This window comes from Marinoscillum sp. MHG1-6 (genome assembly GCF_024714475.1).
In the GTDB taxonomy this organism is placed as follows: Bacteria; Bacteroidota; Bacteroidia; order Cytophagales; family Cyclobacteriaceae; genus JAMZMI01.
In genome coordinates, this window is record NZ_JAMZMI010000005.1 from 160,942 (window position 1) to 184,019 (window position 23,078).

Sequence of the window (23,078 nt, forward strand, 5' to 3'; positions counted from 1 at the left end):
TCTATCCGGTTCAGAAGGGTGCTGATTATCTGCTGGTTGTCGATAACGGCTATTTGCACCTTTCAGATGAGGTGCCTCAAACCTGATTTTGAATTTGAGAAGCTATTTCCTTCCAAAGACCCAGATATTACCTTCTATGAATCTCATCTGGAAAGCTTTGGCTACGACAATGATTTTTTATCCATCGTCTTTGAGCACGCTCCCCTCTTTGATCAGGACTTCCTAAACCAGGTTAATCATGCAACAGAGGTCATTAAATCGATTGATGGAGTTCAGAAACTACATTCCCCTCTTAATTTGATGGAGCCCATTTCCGGACCGATGGGGATCCTTTATATCCCTTTGATCCACCTTGACCAACGGGAAAAACTTGCTGCAGACAGCGCACGAATTTTTTCACACCCGTTTTACACCTCTCTGTTTGGAAAGGACCAAAACTCCCTGATAATCAATGTTACCCATGATCACTTCACGACACCGGAACATGGAGATGCGTTTATCAGCTCAATTGAAAAAATAATTACAGAGCATCAGCTTAAAGCGCGATTGGTGGGCAAACTCACTGCACAAAAGGCTTTTATTGACCTTATCGGAAAAGATTTCGGGTTATTTATTGTCACGGGATTAATACTCAGCCTGATACTACTGAGGATCATTCTCAAATCCTGGAAGTCCACCTTGATCCCTTACGTCATAAGCCTTACAGCCCTGATCTGGTTGATGGGGTTAATGGGCTTTTTAGGCATTCAACTGACCATATTAAGTTCGTTGATCCCTCCTATAATTCTCTTTGCCTCAACCGCCGATGCCATACATCTCATCAACGCATTTAACAGGCAAAAAGGCACCTCATCTGAACGCATAGACGGGGCGCTTAGTCAGGTTTTCTTGCCTACCCTACTAACATCGCTTACTACTGCCATCGGTTTCTTCAGCTTATATACCATTGGAACGGTACCCGTTCAGGAAATGGGGATTTTTGCTGGAATCGGTGTGTTGATGGCCTTTTTCATCACATTGCTGGTGGGCCCGATCATGTTATTCTCGCAAGAATCAGCAGAGACCAAAACAGCCGATTATAAACTGTATGTGATATGGTTGCTCAGAAACCAAAAGACGGTGGTAGTTCTTACCTTGTTCCTATTGGCCATCGGCCTGTTCGGAATTAAGTATTTAAAAACCGATGCGTATCTGTTAGAAGACCTTCCGGACGCCAATCAGGTAAAGCATGATTTTCAGTTTTTGGAGGATCAATATCATGGCTACAAACCCTTTGAATTAGCCTATTGGCCGTCTGACAGTAACAGCACCATTTGGGATTATCAGGTAGTTTATGAAGTGTCCAAAATCCACAATTACCTTGACAGCAACTACAATATCGGCCGGATGTGGTCTCCGATCATGCTGACAAAACTTGCCAATGAAATGGTCAATGGCAGTCAGGCCTCGCAATTTCAAATTCCCACTGACAAAGAGTACGAAAATGTCAGCAAAGCCATGCGTTATCTTCTTGTCCGCGATAGTAGCGTCCATCAAACTACCACCAAAAACTTCCAATACGCTCGAATCGTGGGGTTTATTCCAGAGTGGGGAAGCCATCAGACCAACCTCAAGAATCAGGAGCTGGAGCACTTCCTCGCTAACAATATTGATGCAGATAAAATCCAATATCGGATAACCGGCACGACCTACCTCATTGATAAGAGTCATCACCTGCTGTCCCACAACCTGATCATGGGACTTCTGATCGCCATTGGTATTGTATCGACAATACTGGGAATATACTTTAAGTCATTTAAGCTTTTGATCATCAGCCTTATACCTAACCTAATACCTCTGGCATTAATTGCCGGAATCATAGGCTGGTTTGGCATTGACCTTAAACTCACCACCTCAATCATTTTTGCAGCTTCATTCGGAATAGCCGTGGACGACACCATTCACTTCATGGCGGTTTATCGTGCGCAAACCCATCAAAGCCGGGTACATCGACTGATCCAAACTTTTAACCACGCAGGAAATGCCATTATGATTACTTCAGTGATTCTGCTCGGTGGTTTTTCAATCTTTCTATTTTCCTCTTTTGGGGCAACCTATTACCTGGGATTGTTTTTATTTCTTTCTTTAACCTTTGCAGTGATTATTGACATGACCTTTTTACCGATTATCATGCACCACGCTAACAATTCACGAAACCCATAGTTAAGTTACCCATGAGCAAAACCCTAAATATCGGCGATCCTATTCCCCAGTTAACACTCAAAGATCAGGATGGAAAAGAAGTCAATCTTTCTGAATTAAGAGGCCATCCGGTAGTTATCTATTTTTATCCAAAAGATGACACACCTGGTTGTACCACAGAGGCTTGCAGTTTCAGGGATCAGTATGAAGACTTCGAAAATGCGGGTGCTGAGGTCATCGGAATTAGTGCTGACAGCGTCTCCTCACACAAGCGTTTTGCAACAAAATATCGTCTCAACTTTAGATTGCTCAGTGATAAGGGCCGAAAAGCGGAGAAGGCCTTTGGTGTAGAACGTAATCTTTTGGGCCTCATAGGTGGACGCGTAACATTCGTCTTTGATGCGAAGGGGCACTTAATCAAAGAGTTTAACTCTGCCAGAAACTTCCTTGCACATATTACGGAATCTCTTGATGCGTTAAATGCTATAAGATAACTTCAGGCATTTCAGTCTGACCACTTTTATCTTTTAACTAATCACTTTCATCAGAAAAGGTCAGCCGAAGTTCATCTAAATAGGGTCCATCTTTTACCTTTGCCACTCTTTTAAAAAACACCAGACCAAAATGGCAGAATATAACCCGTCGGCTATTGAACCTAAATGGCAGGTAAGCTGGACTAAAAACCAGACTTACAAAGTACAAATAGACAATAGCAAGCCCAAATACTATGTGTTGGACATGTTCCCCTATCCTTCAGGTGCCGGCCTTCATGTAGGGCATCCACTTGGGTATATCGCGACGGATATTATTTCCAGATATAAAAGACTAAAGGGCTTTAATGTACTCCATCCTATGGGTTTTGATGCCTTCGGTCTTCCGGCAGAACAGTATGCGATCCAAACCGGACAACATCCGGCTAAGACTACGGATGAAAATATTGCGAGATACAAGGAGCAGTTAACGCAGCTTGGCTTTTGCTACGACTGGTCTCGCGAGTTCAGAACGAGCGAACCCTCCTACTATAAATGGACACAGTGGATCTTCAAACAAATCTTCAATAGCTGGTACAATAAGGATGCAGATAAAGCAGAACCTATTGATACCTTGATAGCAAAATTTGAGGCTTCCGGAAATGAGCAGGTGAATGCAGCCTGTGATGAGGAAACTCCAACATTTACGGTAGCGCAATGGAAGGCCTATTCGGACGATGAGAAACAACAAATGTTGCTCAAATACCGACTAACCTATATTGCTAATACCACTGTCAACTGGTGTCCGGCTTTGGGTACGGTTCTTTCTAATGATGAAGTAAAAGATGGCTTTTCTGAGCGTGGTGGTCACCCGGTGATCAAAAAGACCATGCCTCAGTGGAATATGAGGATAACGGCCTATGCGGACCGCTTATTAGAAGGTCTGGATAAAATTGATTGGCCGGATCCTATCAAAGAAATGCAGCGCAACTGGATTGGAAAATCCTATGGTGCAGAGGTAGATTTTCAGGTTGAAAATTCTGAGAGCCTGATCAAGGTGTTCACCACTCGTATCGATACTATTTACGGAGTGACCTGTATGGTCATTGCTCCTGAGCATGAACTGGTTCCTGAGCTAACCACAGCTGATAAGAAGGAAGAAGTAGATAGTTACGTTGAAGCTGCAAAAAACCGATCGGAAAGAGATCGTATGAGTGACGTAAAAACTGTATCCGGGGTATTTACCGGAAGCTACGTCGTCAATCCATTCAACGAAGATAAAGTACCCATATATATTGCTGATTATGTATTGGCGGGATATGGCACAGGTGCTGTGATGGCGGTCCCAAGTGGTGACCAGAGGGACTTTGACTTTGCCACCCATTTCGGTTTGGAAAAGCCTGTTATCCTTGATGCACAAAAGGTGACGGAAACAGAGGCAGATCCTACCAAGGAAGGAAGGTTTATAAACTCAGGGATATTGAATGGCCTGACATTCGATGAAGCCACTCAAAGAGCGATCGAATTTGTTGAGGAAAAAGGCATTGGTAAAGCCAAGGTTAACTACAAAATAAGAGATGCCGTCTATGGCCGTCAAAGATATTGGGGTGAGCCTTTTCCGGTTTATTACAAAAATGGTGTTCCTCACCTGTTAGAAGAAGATGAGTTACCATTAGAGTTGCCGTCCATTGACAAGTTTCTGCCAACAGAAGATGGTGAACCACCTCTTGGAAGAGCAGAAAACTGGAAAACAAAAGATGGTGAGGCTTATGAGCTGACCACCATGCCAGGCTGGGCCGGATCGAGCTGGTATTTCTTCCGATACATGGATCCACAGAATGACAAAGAATTCTGCGGTAAAGAAGCGCTGGAATACTGGCAGGATGTAGACTTCTACATGGGAGGTTCCGAGCATGCTACCGGTCACCTACTCTACTCCCGTTTCTGGACCAAATTCCTGTATGACATGGGCTACATCAAAGTAGATGAGTATGCAAAGAAGTTGGTGAACCAGGGAATGATTCAGGGAAGATCTAACCTTGCTTTTAGGGTTAAAAATGAGAACAAGTATGTGTCATTTGGCTTAAGAAAGGACTTTGACTGCTATCCTGTTCATGTGGATGTAAACATTGTCAAAGAAGATGTGCTGGATATCGAGGCTTTCAAAAAATTCAGACCTGATGCTGCGGATGCTACTTTCGAGCTTGAAGGTGATAAATTTATTTGTGGCTGGGAGGTTGAAAAAATGTCCAAGTCCAAATACAACGTGGTGAACCCTGATGACCTGGTGGAAAAATACGGGGCCGACACGCTTCGCATGTACGAAATGTTCCTGGGTCCTGTTGAACAGAGCAAACCATGGAATACGAACGGTATCGAAGGGGTATTCAAGTTTCTTAGAAAATTCTGGGGCCTTTTCCATGACAATGGAGGGAACTTCTCCATCACCAATGATGCTCCGTCAGCAGAAGAGCTGAAGGTGCTTCACGGGACGATCAAGAAGATCGAAGAGGATGTTGAGCGACTGTCTCTGAACACTTCCGTAAGTAACTTCATGATTGCCACCAATGAGCTAGCTTCTCTTAAATGCAAGAAAAAGGAAGTGCTTGAACCATTTGTGATCCTCCTGGCCCCTTATGCACCTCATATTTCGGAGGAACTTTGGAGCCTGCTTGGACATGAGGGAACGGTATTCGATGCAGCATTTCCAAAATTCGATGAAAAATACCTCAAAGAGGAGAGCAAGGAGTATCCCATCATGATAAATGGAAAAATGAGGGCTAAAATCTCTTTTAGTGTGGACGCTCCGAAGGATGAAATGGAAAAAACAGTACTGGATAATGATGTAGTTCAAAAATGGCTGGAAGGAAAACCACCTAAAAAGGTCATTATTGTTCCCAATAAGATCGTAAACATCGTGGCATAAATACCCATTTTTAGGTATTTCACAGGTGAAAAAGGATGAGTACTTTTACTATGGTTAGTTAACAAACAGGTCCTTAATTCACCGTCACGTCCAAAAGAAAAACCCCGGCTGCCGCAACAGCCGGGGTTTTGTATTTTTTGTCGTTGCAGGTTTTATCACCAGCGACCTAAATCGTTCTAACAGACAATTGATGGATCAGCCCGAAAATCTGAGGAACATCCCTTTTCCCACATCATCTCGCAAGGTTGAACATCCCTTCCATTTGCCTTGCTGCAAACGCAAGCCAAAAATCAAGGCTGTGAAGTAATTCCGGAAATTCAAATTCAACATGTAATGAATCCAAAACTCATCCCGACGTTATCGGGACTCAAACAACGGATTCAAAAATGTGCATCCAAATATTTGAATTTCTGATCGGAATTCCTTCAATGCCGAAGATCTCCATGGCAGGTGGGATAAAAAGTCATAACATGATTTCTATTAGCGCTCTAGTAAGTCATGGCATGAACAGCCTAACTTTTAGTGGGAATATATGAGGGCAATCGTATTCAATGAAGAGATATAAACAAATCTACATTTCTGCAATTGGTTTTCACTGATGAATACAATCTCCCCACAACTTTATTGCTTGATTCAATAAGATTTTACTGGTGCTATCAACAGCAACGGAAATTATCTTAGAAGATGATCACTCCTGTAATGGCAGAAAGAATCAAAATAGCCTGCCAATAAAGTTGCGTCTTGCGGGTGGGTCATCCAAGGACAGCGTGAACGATTTTGACTTTGCAAAGCTCACATTTAGCAATTTAAATGACACAGTCAAAATAGTTTTTGGCGTTGGTGCCCTTTTCTTTTGCTTCGTTTTCTTTTGGGCAAGCAAAAGAAAATGAAGAATATTCTGCCATTTTGCAACCACTCGTTCAGGACATTTGCATTCTTTGTACGCGATTAACCCAATCTCCCCTTAGACATTTTGGAAATCCTTAATGCGGCAGTTTATCCTTTAACAAACCGTAGGTATAAGTACCTGCCACTGCCGCCAGAATGGTGACAGCTATCACTCCAACACCATTTCCCAGGAGAATAAACAATGGTCCAGGACAAGCTCCGGTTAATGCCCATCCGGCTCCGAATATAGTACCACCAATAATGTATCTGGCAAAGCCCATTTCCTTGGGTTCGATGACAATAGGTTGACCATCGAGGCCTTTCATTTTCGTTTTCTTGATGACCTGAATGATGAGAACACCCAAAATAACAGCAGACCCAATCACTCCATACATGTGAAAAGATTGAAACCTAAACATCTCATAAATACGGTACCAGGAGATGATTTCTGCTTTCGTTAAGGTGATCCCGAAAATGATTCCTATAAATAGATATCTAAAAAATTTCATTGTTAATACTTTAAAGAGTCAATAAATACGGCAGTACCAGGTAGGTGACAAAGAGTCCTCCGATGAAGAACCCTACTACCGCAATTAAGGATGGCAGCTGAAGATCACTCAAACCACTAATTGCATGGCCCGAGGTACATCCACCGGCATATCTTGTCCCAAAGCCTACTAAGAAGCCTCCAATGACCAGCATGATAAATCCCTTCACTGTCAGAAGCATTTCCCAGTTAAATATCTCATCCGGCACCATTGACCCTTTAGGAGCACCTAAACCCAAAGCCATTAAGTCATTTTTGGTGGCCTCTGAAATCTGTACCGGATCCTCGGAGGTTAGGTACATCGAGGTTATTGCCCCTCCTATCATCATTCCCAAAGCAAACACCAGGTTCCACCGTTGGGATTTCCAGTCAAAATCGAAAAATTCACAGGATTTCCCAGCCCCAAGCACAGAACAGATGGTCCGCAAATTAGAAGAAATGCCGAATCGTTTGCCCAGGAAGAATAGGACGAACATGATCACCGAAATAATCGGTCCGGCGACGTACCAAGGCCATGGTTGACTAATAAAATCAATTAAATCTTTCATCTTAATCTATAGTGTTTAAAAAAATAAAGGATCACTCCAGTGAGTTACCGAAGTGATCCTGAGGGTAGTAGTAGAACCTCACTTGTTACTGTTATTTTTATTTCGCCACTGTAGTAGGACAAACATATTCTGTTGTGGGAACGTTCGTTTTGGAAATGGCATTAAAGCCTCCGGCAATATCTACCAGGTGTTCAAAACCTCTGGACTTCAAAATAGACGAAGCAATCATCGAGCGATAGCCTCCGGCACAATGAATGTGATAGGTTTTGTTTTTGTCCAGTTCATGCATGTTTGAATTGAGGTAATCCAATGGAAGGTTAAAGGCTTCTTTCACGTGTTCGGCAGTAAATTCCCCTGGTTTTCTAACATCTAAGATATTGAGCTCATGGCTGTTTAAACTATTTTCCAGCTCCTCAGCCGGAATCGACTTAATGGATTCTGTCTCTTTACCGCCAGCCTTCCAGGCACTTAATCCTCCCTTAAGATAACCTAATGTATTATCATAACCAACTCTTGAAAGTCGGGTCACGACTTCTTCTTCTCTGCCCTCATCACTGATGAAAACAATAGCCTGCTGCAGATCAGGAATCAACGCCCCAACCCAGGGAGCAAAACCTCCATCAATGCCAATAAATATCGAGTTAGGCACATGTTCCTCCGCAAAGGCAGCAGCTGATCGGGTATCCAGCACCAACGCTCCTTCATGGTTGGCAATCGACTCAAAAGTATCCGGATCCAAAGGCACCTGACCTTTTTCCAATACCTTATCCAGACCTATAGCCTCACTTTTATTCATTGCCACATTCTGGGCAAAATATTGCGGTGGAGGCAGCAAACCATCCAGCACAGCCTCAATAAACTGAGGTTTAGTGAGTTTCGCATTCAAAGCGTAATTCGTTTCCTTCTGATGTCCCAGGGTATCAGATGTTTCTTTGCTCATGTTCTTTCCACAGGCTGATCCCGCGCCATGAGCCGGATATACAACAACATCATCCGGTAAAGTCATGATCTTACTTCGAAGAGAATCGTATAACATTCCTGCCAGGCCTTCCTGAGTCAAATTTCCCTTTTGAGCCAGATCCGGTCTACCGACATCTCCGATAAAGAGTGTGTCTCCACTAAAAATGGCAGCCTCTTTTCCGTTTTCATCAATCAACAAATACGTTGCGCTTTCCAGGGTATGACCCGGTGTATGAAGTACTTTAATTTTTATATCTCCGAGAGGAAACTCCTCCCCGTCCTTGGACTCATAAAAATCAAAATCAGCGTTTGCCCCGGGACCATAGATAATCTTCGCCCCGGTCTTCTGGCTTAGATCAACGTGGCCAGAGACGAAATCCGCATGGAAATGTGTTTCAAAAACATATTTAATATTGGCTCCTTCTCTTTGAGCTTTTTCAATATAAGGTGCAGATTCTCTCAAAGGGTCAATAATAGCTGCCTCACCAGCACTTTCTATGTAATAAGCACCCTGAGCAAGACAGCCTGTATATATCTGTTCTACTTTCATAATCTTAATTTTTCACAAAACTATGCTCCTTATGAGGCCGACTCTGTAACAATTGTTACGGTTCAAAGATTCGACTGGATCGCATACTCTTTATATCGATTATCCCCTTCTCCTATGAGGCCGTTCACCGCTTCGCTCAAGTCTAAGAAGATATTTTCTTTTCCTATTACATCCATGAGACCATTTACATGAATGGCATCCCGTACCGGCCCGATCAAATCACACCAAACCATCCTTATTCCCCTCTCTTTTAAAGCCTCTACCATTTCATGCACCCCTCGAACCGCGGTGGCATCCATATGGCTAATGGGGCCTGCGTCAATAATCACGGCATGAACTTCCCCGGTGGATTTTTGAATTTCATTTTCAACAAAATCCTTGAAATACTGAATATTCACAAACTCCAGCGGTGCATCTACCCTTAGAATGATGAGGTCGTCCCAAACGTCCAGATTCCTGAAGCGACGAACATTTCGAAACTCATGATGCCCATGTACACGTCCTAAGCGTGCAACATGAGGGTACGCTGCCCGATACAGCAACACCAGTATGGATACAGCAATGCCTCCTGCTATACCCATCACCATTCCGGTGAATAGCGTAAGCAAAAAGGTAAATCCCAAAATCGAAAATTCTATTTTATCTGTTTTGAACAGCGTGAGTATATACGTCACATTCACAAGACCAATTACTCCTACGATAATAATGGCCGCGAGTATAGTATTGGGAAGATGGTAAAATACAGGCGTTAGAAACAGCAGTACCAATGCCACCAGACCAGCACTCACCACAAGCGCCAAAGGAGTTTTCGCACCTGACTGATCATTGACTGCCGAACGAGAAAAACCTCCTGCAACCGGGAAAGACTGAAAGAATGCGCCCACAAAATTGGCCAAGCCGAGAGCTGCCAACTCACGATTGGCAGACACTTTATAGCTCCTTTTATTACTTTCTAATGCCTTGGCTATACTAAACGATTCCATGTAGCCTATGATCGCCATGGTCAATGCCAATGGCACGAGCTGCCCCACTCTACCCAGATCCCAATTCGGCAACAAAAAATCTGGAAGCCCGGAGGGAATTTCACGAACGGTACTCAGGCCGGCTTCGTCAAGCTTGAAAAAATAAACAACGCCTATTCCCAAAGCAACAGCGATCAACGCCCCTGGAATCCTCTTATCCTTCTTCCCAAGAAATTTTATCAAGCCAATTGCAACAAGTCCTAAAATGAGCGCATGGAACTCTATTTCCACTACATTATTCGCGACTTCCACAACTAACCGGTAGATATCCGACTCCTTAATGAAGTCTAAACCCAACAAATGCGGCAATTGATTAAACCCAATAATCACTGCGGCAGCAGCTGTAAAGCCTGTAATGACAGGCTTGGATAACAAATTCGTCAGGAACCCCATTCGTAAAAGCCCTAATAGTACCTGTATTGCGCCTACCATCAAAGCCAGCAGCACCACATAACTAAGATATTCTTCTGTGCCCTGATCGGCCATTACCGACACCCCGGCAGCCACAAGAAGGGAGTCCATGGCCACAGGACCTACAGAAAGTTGTCTGGACGTTCCGAACAAAGCATAAATGAGTTGCGGGATAATGGCTGCATAGAGCCCATAAACCGGAGGCAAGCCTGCCAGCATCGCATAGGCCATACCTTGAGGGATCAACATAATACCAATCGTAATACCAGCGGTGAGGTCACCTGCTAACCACGATTGTTTGTAGCCTGATAGCCATTTGAGAAATGGAAAAACCTGAGAAGAGGAAAACTTACCCATAATGATCCCACGAAAGTATTAAGATAACGATTTCGCGATTGTAACATTGGTTACATATAGGTTTTCAGTTGGCAATCGTCAGTTATCAGTCAACAATTAATAGTCTTCAGCAGCAGTAAACATTCTCCCGAGACGTCACTCTGAATCCGAAGTATACGAAGGATGAAGAGTCTTATAGTTGTTGGACAGTGACCAATTTGCAGTAATCAGTCGTCAGGGGTCAGTCCATAGTTTTTAGTTGGACATTAAACCCAGAAAGTCAATCCTGAAAGGATCTTCGGGATTGGATAGCAGTCTTTAGTTAGTGGTAGAGGCCAAAAACCTAAAGCCAAACACCAAAAGCTAACAGTTATCAGTTAGAAGTAACACCCCTCCGAGACGTCACTCTGAATCCTGAGTATGCGGAGAATGAAGAGTCTCATGGTTGGTTGGTACTTGCCAAATTGATCCATTTGTGATCCGGAATAAAGCATAAGACTCTTCGCAGCACCTGTTTGCCAACAGGCTCTCTCTGAGTGACGTTTAACGATGAAGAGTCTACCAGTTGGCTAACAGTTTTTAGGAGTCTGTTATCAGCTAACGGCCAAAAGCCAAGAGCCAAAAACCCAAAGCCAAACACCAAAAGCCAAACACCAAAAGCTAAACAGTTATCAGTTGACAGTTCATTGCTAATGGCCAAAAGCAAACGGCTAAAAGCCAAAGGCTAACACCTACAATATCTCAATCCTGTTTCGATATTGCTCGATCTTCTCCTCTCTTTCGAGCTTCTTTAAAAGACGCGAGATAACGACTCTTGAGGTGCCTAAATCACCCGCAATCTGCTCATGGGTTTTATGAATGACAAACGACCCAATGGCCTGCTTCTTATCAAGCAGGTACTTATACAGGCGTTCGTCCATCTTCATGAAAACCACCGACTCGATAGTATTGAGCAGTTCATCAAACCGGGTCTGATAGGAGGCAAAAACAAACTTTCTGAATGAGGAGTATTTCTTTACCCAGCTATCCATGTAAGACATGGGAATCATCCAAAGCATCGAATCTTCTTCGGCGATAACATGAAAAGCACTTTTTCTTCCTTCAAGGCAGCAGGTAATGGACATCGCACAGGTCTCCCCGCCTTCCAGGTAATAAAGAAATACTTCATTTCCCTGATCATCTCTCCTCATCACTTTCAGTAAGCCATTAATTACTATTGGAATTTCCTCACCCTGATCATCCGGGCTAATGATGATACTATCCGCAGAAGCCTTCTTTTGTCTCCCCACTGTAAGGATTTCATCTACCAGGGCCTGCTCAAAACCTGCACCGAGCAGCATGGATGCCAATTGCTCTTTCATAGGAAACTTATTGCTTAGAAACCAAGGTCATCGCCTTGTGGTTCGTTCTGATCATTCGTTTCATCCACGGGTTCGGGAACTTCCTCCGGTTCTACCGCCTCTTCCTGCTGGTTAGTGTCATTTTGATCTTCTACCGGACTGTCTATGCTTTGATCACCTTCCTCCGTAGGAGTTGGCTCCACAAAGGAGTCCGTCTGCTCTCCATCGGGTACAAAGCTGTCAGAAAATCCGGAATCAAAATCAGCGGAATCTGTGGGCTCAGGCTTGGGTTTAGGCTTTTTCTTAGGCATGGGTTGCTGGATCAGATATTGACCAAAATGCTTGTTATAATACTCCTGCTCGACATTCATCAACTTATCCTTGGGATCGTAACCATAAAGGAACTTCGGCTCAGGTTTCTTTTCCGGAGGCGGGGCTCTTGCCAAAGTCGGTAGCGCAAAGTCATCCTGAATACTGTCCGCTCCTGCAAATGCTATAGCAGTGGAATCTACGCCCAGCGAATCTTCAAAGTCAGACACGTAAAACTCTCCCACTTCCACGGCGGCTGTGTCTTCTTCCAGGCCCGGAGGTAATGCAGGTTCCTCGGGACGCAAGACATTCTCCATTGGAGCCGTTTTCATACGGTAGTTTTTCAGCCAGTAAGGCTCATACTTAACAATTCCGTATTTTGATTTTTTAACCTCCCTTTCGTCAACTTTATAATCGCCTGCATAAGCGAAATAATCCGTCTGTTTTGGTGTTGGAGTAGGATTCGTGGGAAGGTCTGCAATTGCCGCGGTATCCGTTGCTGAGCTTTCGGAGACCGGTATGCTCGCCTTGCTTGCAAGGTACTCTGTACGCTCTGCCTCGTCTAGTTTCCAGAGATAGGAATAGTATACCATTCTAACGGAGTCGTCGAGAATGTAGGTGCTTTGAAAGGCCGGACAAATAATTTTATCCTTGCAACCAGTGAAAGCAACAATGGAGACTAATAAGGTAATTAAAAACCTCATAAATAGAGCATCACACAAATCAAGCCTAAAAATAGGATTATTTTAACTCTGGAAAAAGGTAAAAGTCAAATAAGAAATGAAGTGACGTTATTGACTTAGTATTGATTTCGACCACGAAAACATGAGTTCAACCCATCTTCTGTACATCTCTTCGGAAGGATGAAGCCCATCTGAAGCAATCAAATCCGGATTGGATGCAGCTTCTCTGGAAATAGGTGTAATGTCAAAATATTGTACTTGGTAAAGGTCTGCGATTGAATCATTTATACTATTGTAGAGGTCAATTTCCCTGGCAGTTTTCTCGGGGTTTCCGCTTTGTCCAAATGGTGTAACGCTGTAGTCCGGAATTGAGACAACAAACACCCTGGATGTGTCTCCTCCGGCAAAACTTATTGCCTGCTGCAAAAGCTTATCAAACTCCCTTTTTTGTTGGTCGATGGGGTATCCCCGATACTGGTTATTCACCCCGATTAACAGAGAAACAATATCGAAGGTATCTACTACATTTTCAAGAGCGATGGCAGCCAACAATTCATTCGTCGTCCAACCTGTTCTGGCAATAATTGTAGGTGCGTCTATTTTTACGCTATCATTCAAAAGCTTTGTCACCAGTTGGACAGGCCATCTTTGGTCCTCATCCACTGCTTCTCCGATCGTGTAGGAATCTCCTAATGCAAGGAAAGTCTTTTGTTTTGAGGGCACCTCAGGTTCTTTCATGGGATTGTCTTGCACGTGTGATTCTTCTGGAATGGTGTCGGTTAAGTCCTCGTATTCCGATTCAAGGCTTTTTGTTGGTTCTTCAGGAGGCTCGCAAAACGAAAATAAGAGAAAAACCAGAATTAGGGTGCTCAATTTCATCTAAGCTAAACCGGCGAGCTCTTCCTTTTGTTTTTTTGTCAGACCTGAAATCACCAGGTCATAAGATTGATTGATCCATTCCCTTATTTGGGCATCTGCCACTGAACCATCCATCATAATCGTATTCCAGTGTTTTTTGTTCATGTGATAACCAGGCATTACTGCCGGATACTCTTCTCTGAGTTTTTCAGCAATATCCGGATCACACTTGAGGTTAATACTCGAAAAACTTTCAATATCCGTCAGCGCAAACATTTTTCCCATCACCTTAAAAACCAGTGTTTCGGGGCCAAACGGGACCTCCTCGGTCACTCCAGGCTTAGAAAGACAGAAATTCCGATAATCTTCAATGTTCATGAGTTACATGGCTCTGATGATAAACCGGGCGATGATCACAATCAAACAAATCAGAAAGATCAACATGGAAATCTTGTTGATACCATGCATCATCTTAATATTGATGTTCGTAGGCCTGCTAGGGTCCTTTTTTCTAAAAAAATAGGTTAATACCTCTCTGAAATTGAAATAATAACCGGGCTCATGTTTCTCCTTTTCTTCATTCTCCATAGTCACCATTAATTTACAGCCTCTGCCGATGGCTCTATCCAGTTGCCATCTTCCCTAATCAGCTCAATCAGTTCATCCAAAGCCTTCGCCGACGGCACACCACGTTTCACCACTTCTTTACCTTTATATAATGTGATCTTACCCTTTCCGGAACCAACATAACCATAATCGGCATCTGCCATTTCTCCCGGGCCATTCACAATACAACCCATGATCCCGATCTTGATTCCTTTCAGATGATCCGTTCTTTTACGAATCATGGCCGTAGTTTCCTGAAGGTCAAATAAGGTTCGCCCACAGGACGGACATGAAATATATTCCGTCTTGGTTATCCTGGTTCGGGCGGCTTGCAGTACCCCAAAAGCGATCTCATTATATTTCTTAACTTGCCGAAACAAATGATCCTGACTATCAAATTGAGAAGTGGTGATCATACAGCCATCTCCAAAACCATCGATCAACAGACCTCCAATATCCGTTGCCGGAAACATCATCATGGCATCCTCCTCCAGTTGCGGATAAACCCTCTCGATGATAACCGGCACTTTTACTCCCGCTTTATCCAGCTTGAAAAAAGCATTTCGCAGAGCGGCCATTGCATGGGTATTGCGGGTAGTGAGCATCAGTACCATGTTGGACGTCCCTTTTAGGGCCTCAAGGACGGAATTGCTCAGCCTGATTTCATCCACTCTGACAAAATTGAGCTCCGGATGAAGCACCTCCCCCAAGTCCCGTGTCTCTAATAATGGGTATATTGACTTTGAACAACCATCTGTAACCCAGGCAGCGTGATCAACAATTTCTTTTAGTCCGTTTGGCAACATGAACGATACCGGATTGGTACCTGTATAAATGAAATCTGTACCCAGGTCGCTCATCGTCCACTTATCAAGTGCCGGTAAGTAAAAATGACCCACGTTTTTCAAATCAGCCATTTCCAGGTTTTCCACCTTAGAAAAGTCAGCAATTACCCTGGGCACATTAGTATCACCAATATTAAGGACCTCCAGTGATCCCCTTTTAGAATATTCAAAAGGATTGTAGTTTGGATTTTCTACTGCATCTATTTCCTGATGCTCCTCCCTGTTGAGAAAACGATCAACGAGAATTCTCCCTACTGGCGACTCAACTTCCGGAGCTTCTGTCAAAGAAACTCTCACGGTGTCCCCCAAACCGTCCTCCAGTAAAGTACCGATGCCTAATGCGGACTTTATTCTGCCATCCTCAGCTTCACCCGCTTCGGTTACACCCAGGTGCAACGGATATGGTTTCAAGCCCTCCTCTTCCAACTTCTGCACAAGCAGTCTATAAGCCTGAACCATAACCTGAGGGTTGCTGGATTTCATAGAAATTACGAGGTCATAGTACTCGTTTTTTTCACAAATCCGGATAAACTCTAAGGCCGACTCTACCATCCCGATAGGTGTATCTCCATATCTGCTCATGATGCGGTCAGAAAGTGAACCATGATTCGTTCCGATCCTCATGGCTGTACCATGTTCTTTACAGATGTTAATCAGCGGCGTAAATTTCTGTTCAATCCTTAACAACTCGTCCTGATAGGCCTCATCCGTATATTCTATCTCCTCGAATTTCTTTTTGTCAGCGTAATTTCCAGGGTTTACCCGTACTTTCTCCACGATTTTGGCCGCTAGCTCAGCCGCGTTGGGGGTGAAATGTATATCAGCAACTAAAGGAGCCTGAATGTTTCTCTTTCGAAGCTCATCTCGAATGTTTCTTAAGTTTTCAGCCTCCTTAACACTTGGGGCCGTGATCCTCACATATTCACAACCGGATTCCACCATTCGGATTGCTTGCTCCACGGAGCCCGCTGTATCCATGGTATCCACGGTAGTCATCGACTGAACTCTTATTGGCTGATCCCCTCCAAGAGGCACCTCCCCTATATTTACTTCAAGCGTCTGTCTGCGCTTATAAGATGTCAGGGATTCACAATATCTAATAGGCTCCAGAACCTCTGCTGCTTTTGTCTCCATAATTGATTGCTCAAATATCACCCAATTGCGGTCTAATTACCAGATCTTCTACCACGGACCGATCACTCAATTCATAAGTTATCAATACCATCTCTGCCACATCTTCCGGCTTCATGAATCGCTCTTCAGGCAAATCCACCCCTTCCCAACTCGCGGTGTAAGTTGCACCGGGCATCACTGATGTAACCCGAATACCGTGAGGCTTCATCTCTTCTCTTAACACTTTTGACATGCCATATAGTGCGAATTTGCTAATACAATAGGACCCGCCATTACTATAAGCCATAATAGACGCTGTTGAGCACATATTAAAGATATGTCCACGAGCATTTTCCTTCATGTTATGGATCAGTCCGCGGGTGAGGTAATACGCACTGTAAAGGTTCGTCTGTATCATCTTTTCCAAGGCACCTTCATCTTCATTGTGCACTTCTCCAGGAATAAAAATCCCAGTGTTATTCACCAATATTTCTACCGGCTTTCCAATCATTTGTACAAACTCAACAAAGTCCTCAGTAGCCTGTTTTGAAGAAAGATCTGCCTTGAAAACATATACTCTATTTCCGTACTGGGCTTCTACCTCAGACTTTAGGGAATCAAGATCCTTCTGGCTTCGTGAGCAGGTCGCAATTTCAAATCCTTTAGCCGAAAAGCTGTGAATAATGGCCTTGCCGATGCCTTTAGTCCCTCCAGATACGACTATTAGTTTGCTATTATTTTCCATTGTCAGGGATTAAAGCTTAAAAGGGTCAGTAATGTTTGATCTTTAGTTGCTAATTTTCAGCAAAACTAAGCGATATCTGAAAGAAGAGGATTCCGAATGCAGAAATTAGGAAAGTTTATCTTGTTCATGGGTACCCTGTTCACCCGAAGGGAGAATTTCGGGACCTATGTCAAACTTACAATCGACGAATGCATCAAGGTAGGATATAACTCACTATTCATTGTCACCATTGTTTCCGTCTTTATGGGAGCGGTAGTGACGGTGCAAACTGCCTACAACCTGGTTAGCCCTTTTATCCCTGATTATGTGATCTCTCTGGTCGTTCGGGACATGACCGTTCTGGAGCTCTCTCCCACTATTATTGCGATTGTCTATGCCGGAAAGGTGGGTTCCAATATAGCAGGTGAATTAGGGACTATGCGTATCACTGAGCAGATCGATGCGCTGGAGGTTATGGGGATCAATGCCTCCTCTTATCTCGTGCTGCCTAAAATTATTGCCTCGATGATCATGTACCCCATGCTTGTCGTGCTCTCAGCGTTCCTATGTATGTATGGCGGATACCTGACCAGTTTGGCAACCGGCATTATCTCCGGTTATGATTACATCTACGGTATCCGGTACGAGTTCATCGAGTTTAATGTGAGCTTTGCTCTGATCAAAGCATTTGTTTTCTCCTTCCTTGTTGCATCAATCTCCGCATATAAGGGATTCTTCACCAGTGGTGGAGCTTTGGAAGTGGGTCAGGCCTCTACCGCAGCGGTAACGAACAGCTGTATTGCTATTCTGCTGGCTGATTATTTACTTGCTCAACTTTTATTGGCATGATAGAGGCAGTTAACATAGAAAAGTCGTTTGATGGCAAAGAAGTGCTGAAGGGCATCAGTGCCACGTTTGAAAAAGGTAAAACCAACCTGATCATCGGATCCAGTGGTACCGGTAAGAGTGTATTGCTAAAAAACATTGTGGGTCTTGTTCATCCCGATGAAGGCTATGTACTTTATGATGGCCGGGATTTCACCAATGGTGATAAGCAGCTACAGACTCAGATACGAAGAGAAATAGGCATGCTTTTCCAGGGAAGTGCATTGTTCGACAGTAAGAATGTCGAGGAGAATGTCATGTTCCCGATGGATGTACTGACTGATACGCCTTTCGAAGAAAAGCTGGAACGTGTAAACTTTTGTCTGGAACGTGTCGGACTGGAGAATGTGAATAGCAAAATGCCTTCCGAAATCAGTGGCGGTATGAAAAAGCGGGTGGGTATCGCCCGGGCCATTGTCAACAACCCCAATTACCTGTTTTGCGATGAGCCGAACTCCGGGCTGGATCCTCAGACGAGTATCACGATTGATGAGCTCATTGCAGAAATTACCCATGAGTACAACATCACCACAGTTGTGGTCACTCACGACATGAATTCGGTCATCGAAATTGGCCAAAAAGTTATCTTCCTTTACCAGGGAAATAAGCTCTGGGAAGGAAGCAATGAAAATATTACCCAGTCTGAAGTGAAGGAACTCAACGATTTCGTTTTCGCCAATCGAATGATGAAACTCATCAAGTAAGCTTCCGTTTCTAATTCGATGCACAAGAACGTTTGGATATTGACCATCGCACAGGCGCTGATGATGTCGCTCAACTCACTCAATGTATTTGTTGGTGGACTCGTAGGCACAAAACTTGCACCCTCAGAAAAACTGGCCACCATTCCTGTGGCAAGTATTGTTGTGGGAACCGCGCTATCAACGGTTCCGGTAACCATGATCATGAAACGAATCGGTCGAAAGAAAACCTTTCTGCTCATATCCGTTTACTCCATCATCGTTTCCATACTGGCGGGATATGCCATCATGATGGAAAGCTTTTACCTGTTCTCTTTTTGTACATTTTTACTGGGACTGACCAGTGCCTGTCTGATGCAGTTTCGATTTGCCGCCATGGAAAGCGTCAATGAGGATCAAATACCTAAAGCTGCCTCCTATGTGCTACTTGGAGGAATTGCCGCCGCATTCATGGGCCCAGAAGTGGCAGTACTGGGAAAAGACCTATTCACCAGTGAGTTCATGGGTAGTTATTTGCTGTTGGGTGGACTGTTCCTTCTGTCTTTGTTTGTTTTACTTACTTACGAAAACACCGTATTCAAAACCAACGAATCCGACCTACCACAAAGGACACTTAAAGAAATTTCCTCTCAGGGTGTTTTCTGGGTTGCCGTATTAGGAGCAACTGTCGGTTATGCTGTCATGACCTTTATCATGACTGCCACACCTGTTAGTATGCACCTCATGGATGGCCATTCTCTTTCAGATACGAAATGGGTCATCCAAAGTCATATTGTAGCCATGTTTCTGCCTTCCATCTTTACAGGTTGGCTTATCAAGAAGTTTGGTATTATCAGAATGATGATCATTGGATTGTTCATCTACCTTTTCTGTATAGCCACAGCATATTCAGGGCACTTCCTACATCACTATTGGGTTTCCCTGGTATTGCTAGGTTTAGGATGGAATTTTCTATTTGTTGGTGGTACTGCCCTCCTACCTCAATCTTATACCCCTTCGGAAAGATTCAAGGTTCAGGGCATGAATGAGCTGATCATTTTCGCCACTCAGGCGGTAGCCTCTCTCTCATCAGGTTGGATCGTCTTTACTTTGGGTTGGGAGAACCTGTTAATGATGACGCTACCTGTCATTTTGATTCAATTTATCACGATATGGCTTTGGCAAGCTAAAAAGAGAAAGGTAGCAGCATAAAGCTACTACCTTTATTAAAGACGTTTGATCACTCCACCATCACAAAGGCACCCCAATAATAGGGATGAGGATAGGTTTTCATAAGATCAATCTGTGCCTTTTGGAATGCCGCCTCAGGTGACAAGCCTCCACGGGTCCAGTTCTGATAAAATGCACTCATCAGCTTTTGAGTAGCAATATCATCTACTTTCCATAGGCTCATGATCATTCTATCTGCTCCTGCTACTTTAAAAGCCCGCTGAAGTCCATAAACTCCTTCACCCGACTTGATATCCCCTTTTCCTGTTTCACAAGCCGAAAGCACTACTAAATCCGTTTTACTAAGATTCAAATTGATGGCTTCAAATGCAGTCAGTATCCCATTGTCTGACTCTGAGAACGAAGCTCCACTACCCTGACCATCTTCCGATGCACCGGCCAATAATAATCCGGAGCGCAGTAATGGATTGTTTTTAGCATACTCTACCTGTACCCCAAACACCTGTCCTCCTGATTTTACATCTTCCATAAAAAATCCGTGGGTGGCTATATGCAGTAGTTTTGGTGAGTTTACCTGTTTAATTGCACTCTCGGTAGCATTTTCTGAGAGCTTTAGGCTGATCCTATATTGACTGGATTTAAGGGCACTTTCCACCACACCAATTTCTTTTGCTGTCCCGGGTAAGGGAGCAATACTAGTCGATCCGTAGGTTGGAAATCCAAGTAAAAAAGCGTCTCTGGATTTCTTCTTCTCACGCCCTGAACTTGCCAAGTCTGCCACATTCCCAACTAAATGAAGATCCTTTTGCTGAACAATGAATTTTCCTTCAGGTGTCTTTAGTGTATTAACATTAAGCTGGTTATAAACGCCATCAGGAGAAAGGTATACCGTCTTAATTCCTGGAATGGCGCTGTCTATCTTTTTCCAGTACTGGCTATAAGACTGAGTATCATCCATTTTCAATCGAATAATGTTCTTATAGTAGCTGTAGTACTTGCTATCTAACTGAGAACCATTTTCCAGAATAACGACCTGAGGTTTGATTGATGGTTTCAAAATGATAGCTGCATACCTCATCTCCTCAGTCAGTCGACTATCGAAATATGGATAATGAATCATCTCGATTGCCACCTGTCCGGGGCCCAGTTTGGAAACGATTGACTGATACTCTTTTGATTGATCTACCATATTCTCTGAAAATATGGTTGACACTTCTGACAAAGCTTTTTCAGTATCATTAGCTTCAGCTTCTAACTGATCAAGGAAAATGTTTTGTTCTTCCAGTTCCTCCTTGGACATAGTGTAATAGGTAGCCAACTCCTTCTTCTGATCAACCCAGATTTGATAGAGTTCGATCAACTCCTGATTTCCACTTGATAGAATGAGATTCTTGATCTTGGTAGTCGTATTAAGCAACAGGCCTTTCGTTGCAATACGATAATTGATCGCCTGGTCTAACAACACGGGGTTGTCATCCATCTGATCAAATGCAAAATTGTAGTAGTTGAAAAAGCGTGGTCCTAGTTTCTCCCAGTACTTGGTTTTCTCGGCTTCGCTCATTGAGGGAAAAAAGCTGTTAATAAAGTCCATCGTCTGAGTCATGACGTCAGAATACATCAGCGCACTGGCTTCAGCATTCCCTTGTTTCCACAAAACCAAAGCCATATCTTCCATGCTTTGAACTGTTTTCGGATGCTTATCTCCTAATCTCTTTTTATTCGTCACCAAAGCGGAAGAAAGCAACTCGCCGGCCTTATCTAATCTGCCGGTTACCCGATAAAGGTTACCAAGGTCCTGCATTGCCGAAGCGGTAAGTGGATGACTCTCACCAAATTTCAATTTATAGATAGACAGACTCTCTTTTAGCAGACTCTCGGCTTCCTCTAACCTATCAGTCTGAAAATAGAGCGACGCCAGATTGTTCAGCATATGTGCATAATCGGGGTCCCCCGTCCGGTTCACTTTTAATCTCGATTTTTGCAGCTCTATCGCTTCCTGGTAAACCGCCTCCGCTCCCGCATAGTCTCCGCTCTCCTGTAATACCAGCGCCCTGTTGGTCATCAGTTGAAGATAGGTCCCCGAATTGTCACTGATTTTACGCTCGGCAATATTTTGAGCATACTGCATCAATTCAGTGGCTTCTTTGGAACGCCCCATGTAGAGATACAGAATTCCCTTGTTGTTGAGAGAAATGGCGTTAGGCATTGATCCGCCACCTTCCGCTAATTGAATCTGCTTGATTGACTGCTCCATGTCTTTTTCAGCCTGTGTATACTCCCCCTTATTAAATCGCAGGACAGCCATATTGTTGAATTCGGCTGCATATCCCTTGCTCTCTACTCCGTAATGTTCTTTCCAACTATCAAGGGCTTGTTGGGTGTAGGTCGTGGCCTTTTCAAAACGGCCCATATCGCTATATAATAAGCCAAGAAGACCTAAGGTCTTTAAGTATACCGGATCAACCTTTTCTCCCAAAACTTCAAATTGTAGCTGTGCATCTATTAGTGCTGATTCTGACAACCGATAAGCACGTCTTAGGTAACTGAACCGACCAAATTCGTATTGGCTCACTGCTTCATCACGTGGCGTTTTTTTGCTGTCATCCTGGGTAACCCAGGCGGCTGTTTTATAGAAGGTCTCCCCTTTTTGTTTGTTTTCAAACGATTCCGATTTATCCAGGAAAGCAATGGCATAGTTGAAGGTAGAGGTCTCATATTCCTCGTTCTTCTCCTCTATCTTTTCTTTGATCGCCTCCTTGGCCTTTTTCTTTAAAGATTTTCCCAGGTCACCAAACTGTGCCTGAATTAACCCCGGGAATATCATTAGGGCGGATATTAGAAAAATCTGATAGCGTGGTTTCATAGCATATTTAAATGAGGGTTAAACTTAGATATTTTCATAAGCAAGTAAAAAGCCAAAAGCTCAATGGCTCAACATAAGCAAGATCCTGTTCTAAAAAGTCAGAAGATTCAAATTCATGACATCGATAAGCTGTAAATGGTTG

Annotated in this window: 18 protein-coding genes; 6 read left to right on the forward strand and 12 right to left on the reverse strand. The window is 43.6% G+C overall.

The window, feature by feature from the left end; genetic code table 11:
* Positions 1 to 66: 66 nt before the first annotated feature.
* From NXR94_RS12890 to leuS, 3 genes are all read left to right on the forward strand, one after another.
* The gene (locus NXR94_RS12890; RefSeq protein ID WP_258105064.1) at positions 67 to 2,202 is read left to right on the forward strand and encodes an RND family transporter; all 2,136 of its coding nucleotides are present in this window, start codon (positions 67 to 69) and stop codon (positions 2,200 to 2,202) included.
* Between the two features lie 11 nt (positions 2,203 to 2,213).
* Positions 2,214 to 2,675 carry a peroxiredoxin gene (locus NXR94_RS12895; RefSeq protein WP_258105065.1) on the forward strand — a complete coding sequence of 154 codons (462 nt, stop codon included), beginning with the start codon at positions 2,214 to 2,216 and terminating at the stop codon, positions 2,673 to 2,675.
* A gap of 130 nt (positions 2,676 to 2,805) precedes the next feature.
* Positions 2,806 to 5,577 (forward strand): leucine--tRNA ligase, encoded by a 2,772-nt coding sequence (leuS, locus tag NXR94_RS12900; RefSeq protein WP_258105066.1) that lies wholly within the window; start codon positions 2,806 to 2,808, stop codon positions 5,575 to 5,577.
* A gap of 983 nt (positions 5,578 to 6,560) precedes the next feature.
* Here the strand turns inward: leuS and NXR94_RS12905 are convergent.
* The 11 genes from NXR94_RS12905 to NXR94_RS12955 all read right to left on the reverse strand — a co-directional run bounded on the left by NXR94_RS12905 (position 6,561) and on the right by NXR94_RS12955 (position 17,338).
* Positions 6,561 to 6,974, reverse strand: coding sequence for a YeeE/YedE family protein (locus NXR94_RS12905; protein ID WP_258105067.1), 414 nt, complete (start codon positions 6,972 to 6,974; stop codon positions 6,561 to 6,563).
* Positions 6,975 to 6,984: 10 nt separating this feature from the next.
* Entirely contained in the window at positions 6,985 to 7,560 is a 576-nt protein-coding gene (locus tag NXR94_RS12910) for a YeeE/YedE family protein (protein ID WP_258105068.1), read from the reverse strand.
* Positions 7,561 to 7,657: 97 nt separating this feature from the next.
* Complete coding sequence (locus NXR94_RS12915; protein ID WP_258105069.1) at positions 7,658 to 9,070, reverse strand: rhodanese-like domain-containing protein; 1,413 nt, start codon at positions 9,068 to 9,070, stop codon at positions 7,658 to 7,660.
* A 62-nt stretch (positions 9,071 to 9,132) separates the two neighbouring features.
* Positions 9,133 to 10,860 carry a SulP family inorganic anion transporter gene (locus tag NXR94_RS12920; RefSeq protein ID WP_258105070.1) on the reverse strand — a complete coding sequence of 576 codons (1,728 nt, stop codon included), beginning with the start codon at positions 10,858 to 10,860 and terminating at the stop codon, positions 9,133 to 9,135.
* Positions 10,861 to 11,570: 710 nt separating this feature from the next.
* Complete coding sequence (locus NXR94_RS12925; protein ID WP_258105071.1) at positions 11,571 to 12,200, reverse strand: Crp/Fnr family transcriptional regulator; 630 nt, start codon at positions 12,198 to 12,200, stop codon at positions 11,571 to 11,573.
* A gap of 14 nt (positions 12,201 to 12,214) precedes the next feature.
* A complete protein-coding gene (locus NXR94_RS12930) occupies positions 12,215 to 13,192 on the reverse strand; it encodes a hypothetical protein (RefSeq protein WP_258105072.1) in 978 nt (325 codons plus the stop codon).
* A gap of 87 nt (positions 13,193 to 13,279) precedes the next feature.
* Positions 13,280 to 14,044, reverse strand: coding sequence for an SGNH/GDSL hydrolase family protein (locus tag NXR94_RS12935; RefSeq protein WP_258105073.1), 765 nt, complete (start codon positions 14,042 to 14,044; stop codon positions 13,280 to 13,282).
* A 6-nt stretch (positions 14,045 to 14,050) separates the two neighbouring features.
* Positions 14,051 to 14,407, reverse strand: a complete 357-nt coding sequence (locus NXR94_RS12940) for an MmcQ/YjbR family DNA-binding protein (protein WP_258105074.1) — start codon at positions 14,405 to 14,407, stop codon at positions 14,051 to 14,053.
* A gap of 3 nt (positions 14,408 to 14,410) precedes the next feature.
* Positions 14,411 to 14,617 (reverse strand): DUF6728 family protein, encoded by a 207-nt coding sequence (locus tag NXR94_RS12945; RefSeq protein WP_258105075.1) that lies wholly within the window; start codon positions 14,615 to 14,617, stop codon positions 14,411 to 14,413.
* Positions 14,618 to 14,625: 8 nt separating this feature from the next.
* Positions 14,626 to 16,614, reverse strand: a complete 1,989-nt coding sequence (gene ispG / locus NXR94_RS12950; RefSeq protein WP_258105076.1) for a (E)-4-hydroxy-3-methylbut-2-enyl-diphosphate synthase — start codon at positions 16,612 to 16,614, stop codon at positions 14,626 to 14,628.
* A gap of 10 nt (positions 16,615 to 16,624) precedes the next feature.
* Positions 16,625 to 17,338 (reverse strand): SDR family oxidoreductase, encoded by a 714-nt coding sequence (locus tag NXR94_RS12955; RefSeq protein ID WP_258105077.1) that lies wholly within the window; start codon positions 17,336 to 17,338, stop codon positions 16,625 to 16,627.
* 96 nt (positions 17,339 to 17,434) lie between these two features.
* On the opposite strand from NXR94_RS12955, the gene NXR94_RS12960 reads away from it, so the two are divergent.
* Genes NXR94_RS12960 through NXR94_RS12970 form a run of 3 tightly spaced genes read left to right on the forward strand, consistent with a single transcriptional unit; the run spans position 17,435 to position 20,094 of the window.
* Complete coding sequence (locus NXR94_RS12960) at positions 17,435 to 18,166, forward strand: ABC transporter permease (RefSeq protein WP_258105078.1); 732 nt, start codon at positions 17,435 to 17,437, stop codon at positions 18,164 to 18,166.
* Positions 18,163 to 18,906: an ABC transporter ATP-binding protein gene (locus tag NXR94_RS12965; protein ID WP_258105079.1), complete on the forward strand. Its 744-nt coding sequence runs from the start codon at positions 18,163 to 18,165 to the stop codon at positions 18,904 to 18,906. The genes NXR94_RS12960 and NXR94_RS12965 overlap by 4 nt, the downstream gene beginning before the upstream one ends.
* Positions 18,907 to 18,924: 18 nt before the next feature.
* A complete protein-coding gene (locus tag NXR94_RS12970; protein ID WP_258105080.1) occupies positions 18,925 to 20,094 on the forward strand; it encodes an MFS transporter in 1,170 nt (389 codons plus the stop codon).
* Positions 20,095 to 20,122: 28 nt separating this feature from the next.
* Here NXR94_RS12970 and NXR94_RS12975 read toward each other — a convergent pair whose 3' ends face one another.
* Complete coding sequence (locus tag NXR94_RS12975; RefSeq protein ID WP_258105081.1) at positions 20,123 to 22,897, reverse strand: CHAT domain-containing tetratricopeptide repeat protein; 2,775 nt, start codon at positions 22,895 to 22,897, stop codon at positions 20,123 to 20,125.
* Positions 22,898 to 23,078 lie beyond the last annotated feature (181 nt).

Bases quoted from the DNA above. Each gene is read 5' to 3' on its own strand.
- NXR94_RS12890 (WP_258105064.1), top strand. From the start codon at position 67: ATGAGGTGCCTCAAACCTGATTTTGAATTTGAGAAGCTATTTCCTTCC.
- NXR94_RS12895 (WP_258105065.1), top strand. From the start codon at position 2,214: ATGAGCAAAACCCTAAATATCGGCGATCCTATTCCCCAGTTAACACTC.
- leuS (WP_258105066.1), top strand. From the start codon at position 2,806: ATGGCAGAATATAACCCGTCGGCTATTGAACCTAAATGGCAGGTAAGC.
- NXR94_RS12905 (WP_258105067.1), bottom strand. From the start codon at position 6,974: ATGAAATTTTTTAGATATCTATTTATAGGAATCATTTTCGGGATCACC.
- NXR94_RS12910 (WP_258105068.1), bottom strand. From the start codon at position 7,560: ATGAAAGATTTAATTGATTTTATTAGTCAACCATGGCCTTGGTACGTC.
- NXR94_RS12915 (WP_258105069.1), bottom strand. From the start codon at position 9,070: ATGAAAGTAGAACAGATATATACAGGCTGTCTTGCTCAGGGTGCTTAT.
- NXR94_RS12920 (WP_258105070.1), bottom strand. From the start codon at position 10,860: ATGGGTAAGTTTTCCTCTTCTCAGGTTTTTCCATTTCTCAAATGGCTA.
- NXR94_RS12925 (WP_258105071.1), bottom strand. From the start codon at position 12,200: ATGAAAGAGCAATTGGCATCCATGCTGCTCGGTGCAGGTTTTGAGCAG.
- NXR94_RS12930 (WP_258105072.1), bottom strand. From the start codon at position 13,192: ATGAGGTTTTTAATTACCTTATTAGTCTCCATTGTTGCTTTCACTGGT.
- NXR94_RS12940 (WP_258105074.1), bottom strand. From the start codon at position 14,407: ATGAACATTGAAGATTATCGGAATTTCTGTCTTTCTAAGCCTGGAGTG.
- NXR94_RS12945 (WP_258105075.1), bottom strand. From the start codon at position 14,617: ATGGAGAATGAAGAAAAGGAGAAACATGAGCCCGGTTATTATTTCAAT.
- ispG (WP_258105076.1), bottom strand. From the start codon at position 16,614: ATGGAGACAAAAGCAGCAGAGGTTCTGGAGCCTATTAGATATTGTGAA.
- NXR94_RS12955 (WP_258105077.1), bottom strand. From the start codon at position 17,338: ATGGAAAATAATAGCAAACTAATAGTCGTATCTGGAGGGACTAAAGGC.
- NXR94_RS12960 (WP_258105078.1), top strand. From the start codon at position 17,435: ATGCAGAAATTAGGAAAGTTTATCTTGTTCATGGGTACCCTGTTCACC.
- NXR94_RS12965 (WP_258105079.1), top strand. From the start codon at position 18,163: ATGATAGAGGCAGTTAACATAGAAAAGTCGTTTGATGGCAAAGAAGTG.
- NXR94_RS12970 (WP_258105080.1), top strand. From the start codon at position 18,925: ATGCACAAGAACGTTTGGATATTGACCATCGCACAGGCGCTGATGATG.
- NXR94_RS12975 (WP_258105081.1), bottom strand. From the start codon at position 22,897: ATGATATTCCCGGGGTTAATTCAGGCACAGTTTGGTGACCTGGGAAAA.